Here is a 13,265-nt window from a genome sequence, read left to right as displayed (position 1 = left end):
GCCGTGATACGGCCCGAGGAGGAGGCGGGCGATGTGACCGGGCCCGGCGACGATGCGGGCCGTGATACGGCCCGAGGAGGAGGCGGGCGATGTGGCCGGGCGCGGCGACGATGCGGGCCGTGATACGGCCCGAGGAGGAGGGGGAGGAGCCTCCCGGCCGCGGAGCGGCGCGGGCGAGTGCGGTGGCCGGTGACTACGCTGGCGCCGTGGCACTCCCCAGCAGGCAGGTGACGCCGGCCGTGGTGCGGGCGGCGGGCATGGTCGTCGCCGCCCAGGGCGCGGTCGGGCTGGTGGTGGCCGCGGTGCTGGTGGTCCGGGGAATCGCGGGCGCCGACCAGCGCCTGGTCAACGGGCTCGGGACCGCAGTGTGGTTCGTCCTGGTCGGCGGCGTGGTGCTGGCCGGCGGGCGTGCGCTGACCCTCGGCAGACGCTGGGCCCGCGGGCTCGCGGTGGTCACGCAGCTGCTGCTGCTCCCCGTGTCGTGGTACCTCGCGGTTGGTTCGCATCGGCCGGCCTTCGGGATCCCGGCGGGGGTGGTGACGCTGGGCGTGCTGGCGCTGCTGTTCAGCCCCGCCGGCGTGCGCTGGGCCGCCGGGGGCGATCAGCGCGGGCCGGCCAGTTCGGCCAATCGGGAGCCGGACAACAGGTAGGCGGTCGGGTCGCGTCGCGGCTTGCCCTGCCCGCCGACCCAGTCGTACAGGGCGATGGCGCCGGAGTTTCCGGTGAGCGCCGCCCACGCGAGCCGCGAGTAGCCGTTGTCGAGGCATTCGCGCGCCAGCGCCGACAGGTGCAGCCGCGCGACACCGCCGTGGTCACGTGCGCACTCCCAGAGCCGTGAGTATCGTCGCGAATTTCGTTGTGGTCTCGTCGAGTTCGTCGTCGGGATCGGACTCGGCGACGATGCCGCCGCCGGCCCGCGCCAGCGCGGTACGCCGGTCGGCCGAGAGCTGCGCACAGCGGATGGACACCACCCAGGTGCCGTCGCCGCGCGCGTCGCACCACCCGACCGCCCCGGCATAGAACCCGCGGTCCCCTTCCAGCTCCGCGATGAGCTCGGTCGCGGCCTTGGTCGGGACGCCGCCGACCGCCGGGGTGGGATGCAGCGCCAATGCCAGATCGATTGCGGTCGTGGACTTGTCGCGAAGCCGGCCGCTGATCGGCGTGCACAGGTGCCACACCGCCGCGGTGCGGCTCAGGTGGGGTTCGGGCGCGATCGTCAGGTCATCGCACAGTGGCTCCAAAACCGCCCGGATGGCGTCGATCACCAGCTGGTGCTCGTGGCGGTTCTTGGCCGAGCCGGCCAGGGTGGCGCCGTTGGCGGCGTCGCGTTCGGGGTCGGCGTCGCGGGGGGCCGAACCGGCGAACGGCTGGCACACGACGCGGTCCCCGGACCGGGCGACCAGGAGTTCGGGGGTGGCGCCCACCAGGACGACGCCGCGGTAGTCGCCACCGGCGGCGCTCAGGTCGACGAGATAGCCGTAGGCGGCCGGGTCCGCGGCGAGCAGTCGGCTCAGCACGACCCGCGCATCCAGGGGAGCGTCCGCGGCCAGCCGCAACGCGCGGGCCAGCACCACCTTGCGTAGTGAGCCGCCCGGTGCGCGGAGCCGCTCGCGTGCGCGGCTGACCCGGTCGCGGTAGTCGGCGGGCGGCGGGACGGCGGCGGCGACGTGCACCGCCGGCAGCGGGCCCGTCGGCCAGTCGGGGCGACCCTCGGTGCGCGCGACGCTGCCCGGCGCCAGCAACGCGGCGGGCTTATCCGTGTCGAAAGGCAACGCGCCCAACACTATCGGCACCGACCCGGAGCGCAGCGCCGCTCGAGCCGCGCGCACGTCGCAGAATCGGTCGCGCACCCCGTCGGCGACCAGCGCCCCCCGCGGCCCGCACAGCGCGAACGGCGGCTCGGTGGCGCTCACCCGTGTGCGAGCGCCTGCGCGCGACCGGTCAGCCCGAGCGCGGCGAGCTGCCGCACGCCATGCTCGAACCCGCACACGGCGATCGAACCGGCGACCATCCAGAAGCGGCTGCCCTCGACGAGCGGCAGTTCGAGCCAGCGGGTGATCACCGAACGCGAAAAGTGGCTGTGGCCCACGAACACCACGTCGCGCGAGGTCATGTGCCCCAACGCCAACGCGATGGCCCGATCGGCGCGTTCGCTGACCTGCGCCACGCTCTCCCCGTCGGGGCATCCGTGCGTCCAGACCAGCCAATCGGGTACCGATTCGTGGATCTGCGGGGTCGTCAGTCCCTCGTAGGCCCCGTAGTCCCATTCGGCGAGCAGCGGGGTCACCTCGTCGATCGACAGCCCGGCCAACTTGGCCGTGGTGACGGCGCGTTGCCGTGGGCTGCTGAGCACGACCGGGTCGGTCAGCTTGAGTTGGGCCACCACCCGCCCGGCGAGCTCGGCCTGCTCCCGGCCATTCTCGGTGAGTTCGAGATCGGTCCGGCCCGTGTGCTGGCCGGACTTGGACCACGCGGTTTCCCCGTGGCGCAAAAGGACCAGTCGGTGGTTGTGCAAGCCCATGCGACCGATTCTGCCCGACGCGGACCGGGGCCCGTCGGCCGCAGCGCAGGGCCGGCGGACGTGCCAGGATGGCACTGTGACTGCGCGGGGACGATGCAGCGCGAAGTCGATGAGGAGGGGCGGTGCCTGTGGCTAAGACCCGGGTATTGGCGGTGGCCAACCAGAAGGGCGGTGTCGCCAAGACGACTACGGTCGCCTCGCTGGGCGCGGCGATGGCGGATGCGGGGCAGCGGGTCCTGCTGGTGGACCTGGATCCGCAGGGCTGTCTGACCTTCTCGCTGGGCCAGGATCCCGACAAGCTGCCGGTGTCGGTGCACGAGGTGCTGCTCGGCGAGGTCGAGCCGGGCGCCGCGCTGGTGGCCACGATCGAGGGGATGACGCTGCTGCCGGCAAACATCGACCTGGCGGGCGCCGAGGCGATGCTGCTGATGCGCGCCGGACGCGAATACGCCCTCAAACGGGCCCTGGCGAAGCTCTCCGACGAGTTCGACGTAGTCATCCTGGACTGCCCGCCGTCGCTGGGCGTGTTGACGCTCAACGGGCTCACGGCGGCCGACGAGGTCATCGTGCCGCTGCAGTGCGAGACGCTCGCGCACCGCGGCGTCGGGCAGTTCTTGCGCACTGTGGCCGACGTCCAGCAGATCACCAACCCGGACCTGCGCCTGCTGGGCGCGTTGCCGACCCTGTACGACGCCCGCACCACCCACACCCGTGACGTGCTGCTCGACGTCGCCGACCGCTACGACCTGCCGGTGCTGGCCCCGCCGATCCCGCGCACGGTGCGTTTCGCCGAGGCCAGCGCCTCGGGTTCGTCGGTGATGGCCGGGCGCCGGAACAAGGGTGCCGCGGCCTACGCCGAGTTGGCGAAGTCGCTGCTCACGCACTGGAAGAGCGGCAAGGCGCTGCCGACGTTCACGGTCGAGGTCTAGCCCCGGCGGACGGTCAGCCCAGGGCCACCACGGTGTCGCCGCGCTGCTCGAACACCCGCGATCCCGACACCGCCGGCACCACCGCGCCGCTGCCCGGCGACCGCTGCACCGGGATGTAACGCTCGTTGGCGCCGCTGACCGGGTCGTAGACCCCGATCGCGTTGCTGACCGGCACCAGCAGCTTGCCCGCCATCATCGCCGCGGGCCCCAGCGGCGCGGTCGTCTCGCCCGCGGCAATCGTGTAGCGCAGCGTCAGGGTGCTGGCCTCGAACACCATCAGGGCGTCGCCGGTCCACCAGGTCACCAGGTTGCCGGCCTGGGCTGCGACCGCCGAACGCGACGGCGGCTTGGGCAGCAGGGTGCTCGACACCGTGGCGCCCGTCTCGTCGACGACGTCCAGCCTGGGCTGCGGTGACGGCAGGTACACCGCGGTGTTGTTCTCCCACACGGCCACCACGCGCGCCCCCGAATCGGGGCGGATGCCCGGTTCGGACACGACCTGCTGGCGGGGCTCGTCGTCGTCCTTGCCCGGCCGCAGCAGGACGAGCCGCAGGTCGGGCCGGTCCGTGCAGCTCTCGAGCACCGACACCGCGGCCGAGCTGGCCGCCGCCGAGATCAGCCGGCACCCGGAGTGCAGTCCGCGTGCCGACGGCTTCACCCGGGCGTCCGTCTCGCCGTAGGCCAGCACCCGGACCATGTCCGAGCGCCAGAGCTCGAGATGGGTGTCGCCGGCCGACAACATGGTCGTGCCGTCGGAGGACAACCGCACGTGCGGGTCGGCGTAACCGCTGCGGGCGGGTCCGCGCCGACCGGTCGACCCGTCCACGGTGCTGACCTGCCCGCAGCCGCGGTCGTCCCGGTACACCGCGACGGCGTAGCGGTAGATCCAGGACACCCCGCACAGGTCGACGTCGCGGGAATAGCTCCAGCGTGTCTGACCGGTGCCGGGGTCGCGCCCCTCGACACGGCGCCCGGCGCCGGTGACGACCGTGCCGCCGACCACCACCGGCGTCACGGTTTGGGGGCTGGCGGCCGTCCAGAGCTGGTTCAGCGCGGCCGGGACGTCGCGGGCCGGCTTCGGGTTGGGGGCCGGGCCGGCGGCGGGCCTGCTGATGGTGGCGCGGGCGTCGCTGGTCCACCAGATCAGGGACGCGGCGACGGCGACGACGACCGCGATCGCCGCGGCGGCCAGCATGTCGCCCCTGGTACGGCGCTCCGGTCTGACCATGCCGCGGCGCGGGCCTCTAGTCCGAGGTGGTGGCGGAAACGGCGTTGCCGTCGGCGAGCTTGCGGCGCCGGCGGCGGCGCCGCTTCGGCGCGCCGTTGGCCTCGGGCGACCCGGACGGTCCGTCGGTGCCGCCGTCGCTGTCGGGGGCCGGAGCCGACTTGCCCGCGGGGTGCCCGGTGGCGGGCTGGCCGCCGCGGGTGCGCCGCCGACGTGCGCCGGAGCGGGTGCGCGCGGGCTTGCGTTCCGCGGATTCCGAATCGGTGGCGGCCTCGCGGCGCTTGACCGGCGATTTGCGCGGCGTCCCGACCTTGCCGCGCGCCTCGGTGGGAATGCCCAGCTCTTCGTAGAGGTGCGGCGAGTTGGAGTAGGTCTCGGCCGGGTCGGGGGAGTCCAGGCCCAGCGCCTTGTCGATCATCGTCCAGCGGGGCAGCTCGTCCCAGTCCACCAGGGTGACCGCGACGCCGGTCTTGCCGGCGCGGCCGGTGCGGCCGATCCGGTGCACGTAGGCCTGCTCGTCCTCGGGGATCTGGTAGTTGATGACGTGGGTGACGTCGTCGATGTCGATGCCGCGGGCGGCCACGTCGGTCGCGACGAGCACGTCGATGTCGCCGGTGCGGAACGCCTTGAGCGCCTTCTCCCGGGCGATCTGGCCCAGGTCACCGTGCACGGCGCCGACCTTGAAGCCCCGCTCGGCCAGCTCGTCGGCGACCTTCTGCGCGGTGCGCTTGGTGCGGGTGAAGATCATCGTCGCGCCGCGGCCCTCGGCCTGCAGCACCCGGCTGACCAGTTCCACCTTGTCCAGGGCGTGGGCCCGGTAGACGAACTGTTCGGTGGTGTCGTGCGTGGCGGCCGAATGCGGCGCTTCCGCGCGGATGTGGGTGGGCTGGTTCATGAAGGTGCGGGCCAGCGTGATGATCGGGCCCGGCATGGTCGCCGAGAACAGCATCGACTGCCGGTTCGCGGGGATCTGCCGCAGGATGCGCTCGATGTCGGGCAGGAAGCCCAGGTCCAGCATCTCGTCGGCCTCGTCGAGCACCAGACTGGACAGCCCGCCGAGCTGCAGGTGGCCCTGCTGGGCCAGGTCGAGCAGCCGGCCCGGGGTTCCCACCACGACGTCGGCGCCGGCCCGCAGCGCCTCGATCTGCGGCTCGTAGGGCCGCCCGCCGTAGATGGACACCACCGACAGGCGGCGCCCGTCGTCGGCGCTCAGGTACTTGGCGGCCGTGGCCAGGTCCTCGGTGACCTGCATGCACAGCTCCCGGGTGGGCACCACGATCAGGGCGCGCGGCACCCCGGTGAGCGGGGCCTCGGCGGCGCGGGTCGTGATGCGGTGCAGCAGCGGCACGCCGAAGCCGAAGGTCTTGCCCATGCCGGTGCGGGCCTGGCCGATCACGTCGTCACCGGCCATCGCCAGCGGCAGGGTCAGCTCCTGGATGGCGAAGGGATGTTCGATGCCTTCCTCGGCCAGCGCGCGGACGATCTCGTCGCGGACGCCGAGTTCGGCGAATGTTGTTTTCGGGGGCAGTTCGGTTGTGGTTGTCGGTGCGGTCATACGCGGAGGTCGGGCCTTTCGGTGACGTTGTTCGGTGTTGTGTCGGTGTTTCTCTGTCGCGGTCACGCACGCACGAGTTCCGACTCCGAATACGTCGCCGAGGCGCCGGGCCTCACCCGGTTGCGCCGGGCGGGCCAGCTGTGCGCGCACATTTCGCCGATAGCGGCGTTCTGCGTAACGGACGAAGACGGCCGCTATCGAGGTCCATGGTAGCCGCTCGACAGCCGGCGTCCGTTTTCGCCCGAGCCCGCCGACTACAGTGTTGCCATGACTTCGGCCTCCCCAGCCTCGTCGGCCGACCAGGTGGACGATTCGCCGACGCCGCGGGTTCCGGCGGATCACCCCGGCGTCGACGAACTGTTCGCAGTGCTCGCCTACGGTGAGGTCGCCGCGTTCTACCGGCTGACCGATGAGGCGCGGATGGCTCCCGACCTGCGGGGACGCATCTCGATGGCCAGCATGGCCGCCGCCGAGATGGGCCACTACGAACTGCTGCGCGACGCCCTGGAACGCCGGGGTGTCGACGTCGTGGCGGCGATGGCCAAGTACGTCTCCGTGCTGGAGAACTACCACCGGCTCACCATGCCCAGCACCTGGCTGGAGGCGTTGGTCAAGACCTATATCGGCGACGCGCTGGCCGCCGACCTGTACCTCGAGATCGCCGACGGACTGCCCGACGAGGTGGCCGACGTCGTGCGGGCGGCCCTGGCGGAGACCGGGCACTCGCAGTTCGTCGTGGCCGAGGTGCGCACCGCGGTGACCGCGAGCAGCAAGCAGCGCAGCCGGTTGGCGCTGTGGGCGCGCCGGCTGTTCGGCGAGGCGATCACCCAGACGCAGTACGTGCTGGCCGACCACGACGAGCTGGTCGACCTGGTGTTGTCAGGGGCCGGCGGGCTGGGTCAGCTCAACGCGTTCTTCGATCGCCTGCAGCAGACCCACGACCGGCGCATGCACGAGCTCGGGCTGGGCTGAGCGTCCCGCTCAGCGGGTGCACGTCGCCATGATCGAGGTGGTGGTCGACGTCACCACCGGTTGGCCCTCGGCGTTGACGATCGAGCAGTTGAGCCGACCGGAGAGGCTGGTCGCGATCACCGACTCCGTCTGCACTCCCGGATTGAGCACGATCATCTTCGACCACGGCAGGGCCACGTTGAACTCGGTCTGCGGGAAGCCGCGGGCGTCGGTGTAGATGATGTTGACCAGGTCCAGCAGCCCCTTGGTGCCGGTCACGCTGTAGACGACGGTGCGGGGGTTCAGCGCGGCGGACGGCGGGGCCGGCGGGAGGGGCGCCAGCGGGGGCGGTGCCGCGGTGGGTGTCGCCGTCGGCGTGGGGGCCGGCGCCGCCGACGGGGGTTTGGCGGCGGGCGGCACGGTGGTGAACGTCTCCGGCGGCAGCCGGGGCTGCGTCGACTGGCTCGGCGGCATGTTGGCCCGCGGCGGGGCGGGCAGGGAGGTCATCGGCCGGGGTGCGGGCGCCCCCACGGTCGCCTTGGTCGACGCGCTGTCGCCGCTGTTGATGATCACCGCGGTCGCGATGGCGCCGAGGGCCACCACGGCGCCGAGGACCGCGGTGAGCGGACGCCAGCGGCTGTCGCCGGGCCAGACCAGCTGGCCGTAGTTCTCCGCGAGGGTCTCGTGGCTCTCGTCGTCGGGGTAATCCTGGACCTCGTCTTCGTCAAGATCATGAAGGTCGTGCAGAGTGTTACCCATGTTGCCGATGCTATAGATGTGAAGGCAGTGGTCCGGGGGCGCGCGCTGCCGGATGACCAGTTGCAAGCCAATCGTTATTCGGCGTTGTCCACCCTGGTTATCCACCCGGCGTGCGGTGCTCATCCGGGGTGTCCACTAGCCTGCAGGCTGACACGTCAGCGACAGCACGACCTGACGGCACGACCTGAGGAAGGGGCCACGGTGGAGGTCAAGATCGGTATCACGGAAAGTCCGCGCGAGCTGGTCTTCTCCAGTGGGCAGACCCCCGAAGAGGTGGAAGAACTGGTCGCCGCCGCGCTGCGCGAAGGCACCGGCCTGCTCGCCCTGAGCGACGAGAAGGGCCGCCGTTTCCTGATTCACACCGCCAAGATCGCCTACGTCGAGATCGGCGCCGCCGACACCCGGCGCGTCGGCTTCGGGATCGGGGCCGAGGCCGCGGCCGCGCGGGCCGCCGGGAAGGCCGCTAAGAGCGGGTGAGCGGCACGTGGGACAGCCCGCCCCAGGCGAACTGCACGGTGCCGTCGACGGCGTCGGCCTTGGAGATGGGGCGGTCGGAGTCCAGCCAGTACCGGGCGCAGTCCACGCTGATGCCCACGAGTCCCACCGCGATCATCCGGGCGCGGTGGGGGTCGAGCCCGGAGTCGGCGCTGATCAGCGCGAACACCGCATCGGTGCAGGATTCGGTGGCGACGCGCACCTGCGCGGCGACCTCGGGTTCGGTCACGTAGTCGTTCTCGAAGATCAGCCGGTAGCCCTGGCTGTCGTGCTCGATGAAGTCGAAGAACGCCTGCACCGCCGCGTGCAGCCGCTCGCGGTTGTCGGTGGTGGTCCGCAGCGCCTGCTGCACGCCGGAGACGAGCTTGTCGACGTGCCGGTTCAGCACCGCCAGATACAGCTCGAGCTTGCTCGAGAAGTGTTGGTAGAGAACCGGTTTGCTCACCCCGGCCCGCTCCGCGATCTCGTCCATGCCGGCCGCGTGGAAGCCGCGGTCGACGAAGACGTCGCTGGCGACGATCAGCAGCTGGCCCCGCCGCTCGTCACGTGGCAACCGGTTGCCACGGCGGTTCGCGGGCGCCGCGCCGTCCCCCGGCCGAGCGCGGTCACCCGTCTTGACGGCGCGTCGCGCCGCCCTGGTGAGATCGCTCATCGAGTGCCCATCTGATTGGTTTGTAGCCGGCGTGGCAGCGCCGGCCCGGCCGCGCCCGGCCCGTGGCAACAGACATTACTACCTGCGGGGTGCCCGGGACCGTCGTCGTCGTAGGTGCTGGCAGCAGGGGTGTCGCGCCGGGCGTTCGGGCGCGCCGGGAGCACCACCGGTGCCACCTGTGCCATCCTGGGAAAATGACGTCCGATCGGCCCGTACGCAGCACCGACCGGATACCGGTGCTGCGCGACGATTGGCGTGAGCCGCTACGGGCCCTGCGCGACCCGATCGACCGGGGCGCCGGGCGGCCCCGGACCGACCGCGACCGCTCGCGCCGCTGGCGCAAGCAAACCTGGCTGGGAAAGTTCGTGTCCACATACGGCTGGCGCGCCTACGCGCTGCCGGTGCTGGTGGTGCTGACCGCGGTGGTGATCTACCAGACGGTGACCGGCACGGCCGCGCCGAGGCCGGCGGCCAGCCAGTCGGTCCAGGAATCGCCGGCCATCGGCTCGGTGGGCACCGTCATCCTGGACGCACCGCCGCGCGGGCTGGCCGCGTTCGATGCCAACCTGCCGGCCGGCACGCTGCCGGCCGGCGGCCCGTTCACCCAGGCGGGTGACAAGACCTACCGCATCGTGCCGGGCACCACGCCGCAGATCGGCCGCGGCACCGCCAAGGTGTTCCGGTACACCGTCGAGGTGGAAAACGGCCTGGACCCCACGATGTTCGGTGGCGACGACGCGTTCGCGCAGATGGTCGACCAGACGCTGGCCAACCCCAAGGGCTGGACGCACGATCCCAAGTTCGCGTTCATCCGGGTGGACGCAACCAGCGGGGCCAACCCCGACTTCCGGATCTCGCTGGTGTCGCCGGTGACGGTGCGCGAGGGATGTGGTTACGAGTTCCCGCTGGAGACGTCGTGCTACAACCCGGCGTTCGGGCCGGACCGGCAGTCGAGGGTGTTCATCAACGAGGCGCGCTGGGTGCGCGGAGCCGTTCCGTTCGAGGGGGACATCGGTTCGTATCGCCAGTACGTGATCAACCACGAGGTCGGCCACGCCATCGGCTACGAGCGTCACCAGGCGTGCGACCAGCAGGGAGGTCTGGCTCCGGTCATGATGCAGCAGACGTTTTCCACCTCGGACGACGACGCCGCCCAGTTCGACCCCGATTTCGTCAAGGCGGACGGCAAGACCTGCAAGTTCAACCCCTGGCCGTTCCCCATCGCTTAGGTCCTCGCCGACCCGCTGAGTAGCCTCGGGTCATCGGGACCCGTCCGGGGGGACCCCGTCGGAGGAGATGACCGATGTCGACGTCGTTGCCGCCGCTCGTGGAGCCGGCGGCTGAGCTGAGCCGCGAGGAGGTGGCCCGCTACAGCCGCCACCTGGTCATTCCCGACTTCGGCGTGGACGGCCAGAAACGGCTCAAGAACGCGCGCGTCCTGGTGGTCGGCGCCGGCGGCCTCGGGTCGCCGACGTTGCTGTACCTGGCCGCGGCGGGTGTCGGCACGATCGGCATCGTCGACTTCGACGTCGTCGACGAGTCCAACCTGCAGCGTCAGATCATCCACGGGGTCGCCGACGTCGGACGGCCCAAGGCGCGCTCGGCGCGCGACTCCATCGCCGCGATCAACCCCCTGGTGCAGGTTCGGCTGCACGAGTTCCGGCTCGAGGCCGACAACGCCGTCGAACTGTTCGCGCAGTACGACCTGATCGTCGACGGCACCGACAACTTCGCCACCCGCTACCTGGTCAACGACGCGGCGGTGCTGGCCGGCAAGCCTTACGTGTGGGGATCGATCTACCGGTTCCAGGGCCAGGTCTCGGTGTTCTGGGACGACGCCCCGGGCGGGCGCGGCCTGAACTATCGCGACCTGTACCCCGAGCCGCCGCCACCCGGGCTGGCGCCGTCGTGCGCCGAGGGCGGCGTGCTGGGCATCCTGTGCTCCTCCGTCGCCTCGGTGATGGGGACCGAGGCGATCAAGCTGATCACCGGGATCGGCGAACCGCTGCTCGGCCGGCTGATGATCTACGACGCGCTGGAGATGACCTACCGCACGATCGCGGTCCGCAAGGACCCGTCGGTTCCCAAGATCACCGAACTGGTCGACTACGGGCAGTTCTGCGGGGTGGAACCCGAGGAGGCCGCCGGTTCCTCGATCACCCCCCGGGAACTGCGCGAGCTGCTGGACTCGGGCGCCGCCCTCGCCCTTATCGACGTGCGCGAGCCCGCGGAGTGGGAGATCGTGCACATCGACGGGGCCCGGCTGATCCCGCAGTCCGCGATCGACTCCGGTGCGGGCCTGGCGATGCTGCCCCCGGACCGCAGGCCGGTGCTGTACTGCAAGACGGGGGTGCGCTCGGCGCAGGCGCTGGCCGCGCTGAAGCGGGCGGGATTCGCCGATGCGGTGCACCTGCAGGGTGGGATCGTGGCGTGGGCGCAGCAGATGCAGCCCGACATGGTGTTGTACTGACCCGGTAGCCGCAAACTGCTCCATTAGGCTGACCGGTGTGAGCGTCGAACCACCGCCCGACCATGTGCTGTCGGCTTTCGGTTTGACCGGTGTGAAGCCCGCGGCCCTGGGGGCCGGCTGGGAAGGCGGCTGGCGGTGCGGCGAGGTCGTGTTGTCGATCGTTGTCGACCATGCCCGCGCCGCATGGTCGGCGCGGGTGCGCGAGACGCTGTTCGTCGACGGCGTGCGGCTGGCCCGGCCGGTGCGTTCGACCGACGGACGGTACGTGGTCTCGGGCTGGCGGGCGGACACGTTCGTCGCCGGCACACCCGAGCCCCGGCACGACGAGGTGGTGTCGACGGCGGTGCGCCTGCACGAGGCCACCAGCAAACTGGAACGGCCCCGTTTCCTGACGCAGGGCCCCACGACTCCCTTTGCCGAGGTCGACGTCTTCATCGCCGCCGACCGCGCGGCGTGGGAGGAGCGGCCGCTGGCCTCGGTCCCGCCGGGCGCGCGGACCTCGCCGACGACGGCGGACGGCCAGCGCTCGATCGAGCTGATCAACCAGCTCGCCACCCTGCGCCGGCCGACCCGAAGCCCCAACCAGCTGGTGCACGGGGATCTCTACGGGACGGTGCTCTTCGTGGGCACGGCGGCGCCGGGGATCACCGACATCACGCCCTACTGGCGGCCCGCGTCGTGGGCCGCGGGCGTGGTCGTCGTCGACGCCCTGTCCTGGGGAGACGCGGACGACGGGCTCATCGAACGCTGGAACGCGCTGCCGGAGTGGCCGCAGATGTTGTTGCGCGCGTTGATGTTCCGGCTCGCGGTCCATGCGCTGCACCCGCGCTCGACCGCCGATGCCTTTCCGGGTCTGGCCCGCACCGCGGCGCTGGTCCGGCTGGTGCTCTAGCTAAACCCCGGGCGGGAACCCGTGACGCACCCCGCGCAGCGCGACCCTGCCGTCGACCGCGAGCACCCCTTCGGCGCGCAACAGTTCCAGCTGGCGGATGCTCAGGTGCCGCGCCGGGCGCCCGGAGGCGGTGATCACCCGGTGCCAGGGCAGGTCGGAGGAGTCGGTCCGCATGATCCAGCCGACGATGCGCGGGCTGGACAGCCCGGCCACGGCGGCGATGTCGCCATAGGTGACGACCCGGCCGCGGGGGATGGCCGCGACCAGGGACCGCACCCGTTCGACCTGCCCGTCGGTGACCGGTGCCACGGTCAGCGACCGCTCAGCAGCGCGCGGGCCAGCGCCGCGACCTCGGCGGGCCTGGCGTAGGGCACCATGTGGTTGCAGTCGAAGTCCAGCAGCCGGAAGTCGGGTCCGAGCCGGTTGCGCAGCCCCGCGACGAGCCGCTCGCCGACGTAGGGCGGCGCGGTCTGCTCGGCCCGCACCACCGTCGTCGCCGTTCCCGGCGGCGGTAGCACGGCCTCGCGTGCGAGTTCGCTCCAGTACGACATCATCGCCGGCAGGCTGATCCGCCAGCCGTATCGGCCGTTCGGCAGCTCGATCAGGTGCTCGTCGATCTCGGCGTCGAGCAGCGCGGGGTCCACGTCTACCCACACGCCCGTCGCCTTCTCCCCGCGAGCCTCCGCGGGGTCGGCGTAGTCGGGGGAGGCCAGCATCGCGTCGGCGATCTCGGCCATCCAGCCGCCGTCCAGCCCGACCGCCGGATCGAGCAGCAGCAGCGCGGCCACCCGGTCCGGCCGGGCCGCGGCCAGGTGC

At 71.8% G+C, this 13,265-nt stretch carries 14 protein-coding genes and 2 pseudogenes; 7 read left to right on the top strand and 9 right to left on the bottom strand.

The window, feature by feature from the left end:
- The first annotated feature begins 257 nt into the window (after window positions 1–257).
- The gene (locus AC2VOR_RS14015) at window positions 258–650 is read left to right on the top strand and encodes a hypothetical protein (RefSeq protein ID WP_369741726.1); all 393 of its coding nucleotides are present in this window, start codon (window positions 258–260) and stop codon (window positions 648–650) included.
- Here AC2VOR_RS14015 and AC2VOR_RS14010 read toward each other — a convergent pair.
- From AC2VOR_RS14010 to AC2VOR_RS14000, 3 genes and pseudogenes are all read right to left on the bottom strand, one after another.
- Window positions 602–805, bottom strand: a pseudogene (locus AC2VOR_RS14010) (GNAT family N-acetyltransferase); the annotation flags it as partial. The gene AC2VOR_RS14015 and the pseudogene AC2VOR_RS14010 overlap by 49 nt on opposite strands.
- A 7-nt stretch (window positions 806–812) precedes the next feature.
- Window positions 813–1,913 carry an isochorismate synthase gene (locus AC2VOR_RS14005; RefSeq protein ID WP_369740052.1) on the bottom strand — a complete coding sequence of 367 codons (1,101 nt, stop codon included), beginning with the start codon at window positions 1,911–1,913 and terminating at the stop codon, window positions 813–815.
- On the bottom strand, window positions 1,910–2,521 hold the full coding sequence (locus AC2VOR_RS14000) for an acid phosphatase (RefSeq protein ID WP_369740051.1): 612 nt from the start codon (window positions 2,519–2,521) through the stop codon (window positions 1,910–1,912). The genes AC2VOR_RS14005 and AC2VOR_RS14000 overlap by 4 nt, the downstream gene beginning before the upstream one ends.
- A gap of 128 nt (window positions 2,522–2,649) precedes the next feature.
- Here AC2VOR_RS14000 and AC2VOR_RS13995 point away from each other — a divergent pair, with 128 nt between their 5' ends.
- Complete coding sequence (locus tag AC2VOR_RS13995) at window positions 2,650–3,450, top strand: ParA family protein (RefSeq protein WP_369741725.1); 801 nt, start codon at window positions 2,650–2,652, stop codon at window positions 3,448–3,450.
- A 13-nt stretch (window positions 3,451–3,463) separates the two neighbouring features.
- Here the strand turns inward: AC2VOR_RS13995 and AC2VOR_RS13990 are convergent, their stop codons facing one another.
- The gene (locus tag AC2VOR_RS13990; RefSeq protein ID WP_369740049.1) at window positions 3,464–4,678 is read right to left on the bottom strand and encodes an Rv3212 family protein; all 1,215 of its coding nucleotides are present in this window, start codon (window positions 4,676–4,678) and stop codon (window positions 3,464–3,466) included.
- 16 nt (window positions 4,679–4,694) lie between these two features.
- Window positions 4,695–6,230 carry a DEAD/DEAH box helicase gene (locus AC2VOR_RS13985; protein WP_369740048.1) on the bottom strand — a complete coding sequence of 512 codons (1,536 nt, stop codon included), beginning with the start codon at window positions 6,228–6,230 and terminating at the stop codon, window positions 4,695–4,697.
- A gap of 267 nt (window positions 6,231–6,497) precedes the next feature.
- On the opposite strand from AC2VOR_RS13985, the gene AC2VOR_RS13980 reads away from it, so the two are divergent.
- Window positions 6,498–7,202 (top strand): ferritin-like fold-containing protein, encoded by a 705-nt coding sequence (locus tag AC2VOR_RS13980; protein ID WP_369740047.1) that lies wholly within the window; start codon window positions 6,498–6,500, stop codon window positions 7,200–7,202.
- 9 nt (window positions 7,203–7,211) lie between these two features.
- Here the strand turns inward: AC2VOR_RS13980 and AC2VOR_RS13975 are convergent, their stop codons facing one another.
- Window positions 7,212–7,940: an MmpS family transport accessory protein gene (locus tag AC2VOR_RS13975; protein ID WP_369740046.1), complete on the bottom strand. Its 729-nt coding sequence runs from the start codon at window positions 7,938–7,940 to the stop codon at window positions 7,212–7,214.
- Window positions 7,941–8,141: 201 nt separating this feature from the next.
- Here AC2VOR_RS13975 and AC2VOR_RS13970 point away from each other — a divergent pair, with 201 nt between their 5' ends.
- Entirely contained in the window at window positions 8,142–8,417 is a 276-nt protein-coding gene (locus AC2VOR_RS13970) for a DUF3107 domain-containing protein (RefSeq protein ID WP_369740045.1), read from the top strand.
- On the opposite strand, the gene fasR is transcribed toward AC2VOR_RS13970, so the two are convergent.
- Window positions 8,404–9,087 carry an HTH-type transcriptional activator FasR gene (fasR, locus tag AC2VOR_RS13965; RefSeq protein ID WP_369740044.1) on the bottom strand — a complete coding sequence of 228 codons (684 nt, stop codon included), beginning with the start codon at window positions 9,085–9,087 and terminating at the stop codon, window positions 8,404–8,406. The two genes, AC2VOR_RS13970 and fasR, sit on opposite strands and share 14 nt — an antisense overlap.
- Window positions 9,088–9,281: 194 nt before the next feature.
- Between fasR and AC2VOR_RS13960 the strand changes: the two genes are divergently transcribed.
- From AC2VOR_RS13960 to AC2VOR_RS13950, 3 genes are all read left to right on the top strand, one after another.
- Window positions 9,282–10,316 carry a DUF3152 domain-containing protein gene (locus tag AC2VOR_RS13960; protein WP_369740043.1) on the top strand — a complete coding sequence of 345 codons (1,035 nt, stop codon included), beginning with the start codon at window positions 9,282–9,284 and terminating at the stop codon, window positions 10,314–10,316.
- Window positions 10,317–10,390: 74 nt separating this feature from the next.
- The gene (gene moeZ / locus AC2VOR_RS13955; protein ID WP_369740042.1) at window positions 10,391–11,557 is read left to right on the top strand and encodes an adenylyltransferase/sulfurtransferase MoeZ; all 1,167 of its coding nucleotides are present in this window, start codon (window positions 10,391–10,393) and stop codon (window positions 11,555–11,557) included.
- A 37-nt stretch (window positions 11,558–11,594) separates the two neighbouring features.
- On the top strand, window positions 11,595–12,449 hold the full coding sequence (locus AC2VOR_RS13950; RefSeq protein ID WP_369740041.1) for a TIGR02569 family protein: 855 nt from the start codon (window positions 11,595–11,597) through the stop codon (window positions 12,447–12,449).
- Here AC2VOR_RS13950 and AC2VOR_RS13945 read toward each other — a convergent pair whose 3' ends face one another.
- The gene (locus tag AC2VOR_RS13945; RefSeq protein WP_369740039.1) at window positions 12,450–12,758 is read right to left on the bottom strand and encodes an MGMT family protein; all 309 of its coding nucleotides are present in this window, start codon (window positions 12,756–12,758) and stop codon (window positions 12,450–12,452) included.
- Window positions 12,759–12,760: 2 nt separating this feature from the next.
- Window positions 12,761–13,265, bottom strand: a pseudogene (locus tag AC2VOR_RS13940) (alpha/beta hydrolase); the annotation flags it as partial.

Source organism: Mycobacterium sp. TH-M103 (genome assembly GCF_057473785.1).
Note: the sequence above shows the minus strand (reverse complement) of the source record. Positions and strands in the feature narration are given on the sequence as shown.

What these genes read in the sequence shown, in the direction of transcription:
- AC2VOR_RS14015 (WP_369741726.1), top strand. Translation starts at nt 258, where the DNA reads ATGGTCGTCGCCGCCCAGGGCGCGGTCGGGCTGGTGGTGGCCGCGGTG.
- AC2VOR_RS14000 (WP_369740051.1), bottom strand. Translation starts at nt 2,521, where the DNA reads ATGGGCTTGCACAACCACCGACTGGTCCTTTTGCGCCACGGGGAAACC.
- AC2VOR_RS13990 (WP_369740049.1), bottom strand. Translation starts at nt 4,678, where the DNA reads ATGGTCAGACCGGAGCGCCGTACCAGGGGCGACATGCTGGCCGCCGCG.
- AC2VOR_RS13985 (WP_369740048.1), bottom strand. Translation starts at nt 6,230, where the DNA reads ATGACCGCACCGACAACCACAACCGAACTGCCCCCGAAAACAACATTC.
- AC2VOR_RS13980 (WP_369740047.1), top strand. Translation starts at nt 6,498, where the DNA reads ATGACTTCGGCCTCCCCAGCCTCGTCGGCCGACCAGGTGGACGATTCG.
- AC2VOR_RS13975 (WP_369740046.1), bottom strand. Translation starts at nt 7,940, where the DNA reads ATGGGTAACACTCTGCACGACCTTCATGATCTTGACGAAGACGAGGTC.
- fasR (WP_369740044.1), bottom strand. Translation starts at nt 9,087, where the DNA reads ATGAGCGATCTCACCAGGGCGGCGCGACGCGCCGTCAAGACGGGTGAC.
- AC2VOR_RS13960 (WP_369740043.1), top strand. Translation starts at nt 9,282, where the DNA reads ATGACGTCCGATCGGCCCGTACGCAGCACCGACCGGATACCGGTGCTG.
- moeZ (WP_369740042.1), top strand. Translation starts at nt 10,391, where the DNA reads ATGTCGACGTCGTTGCCGCCGCTCGTGGAGCCGGCGGCTGAGCTGAGC.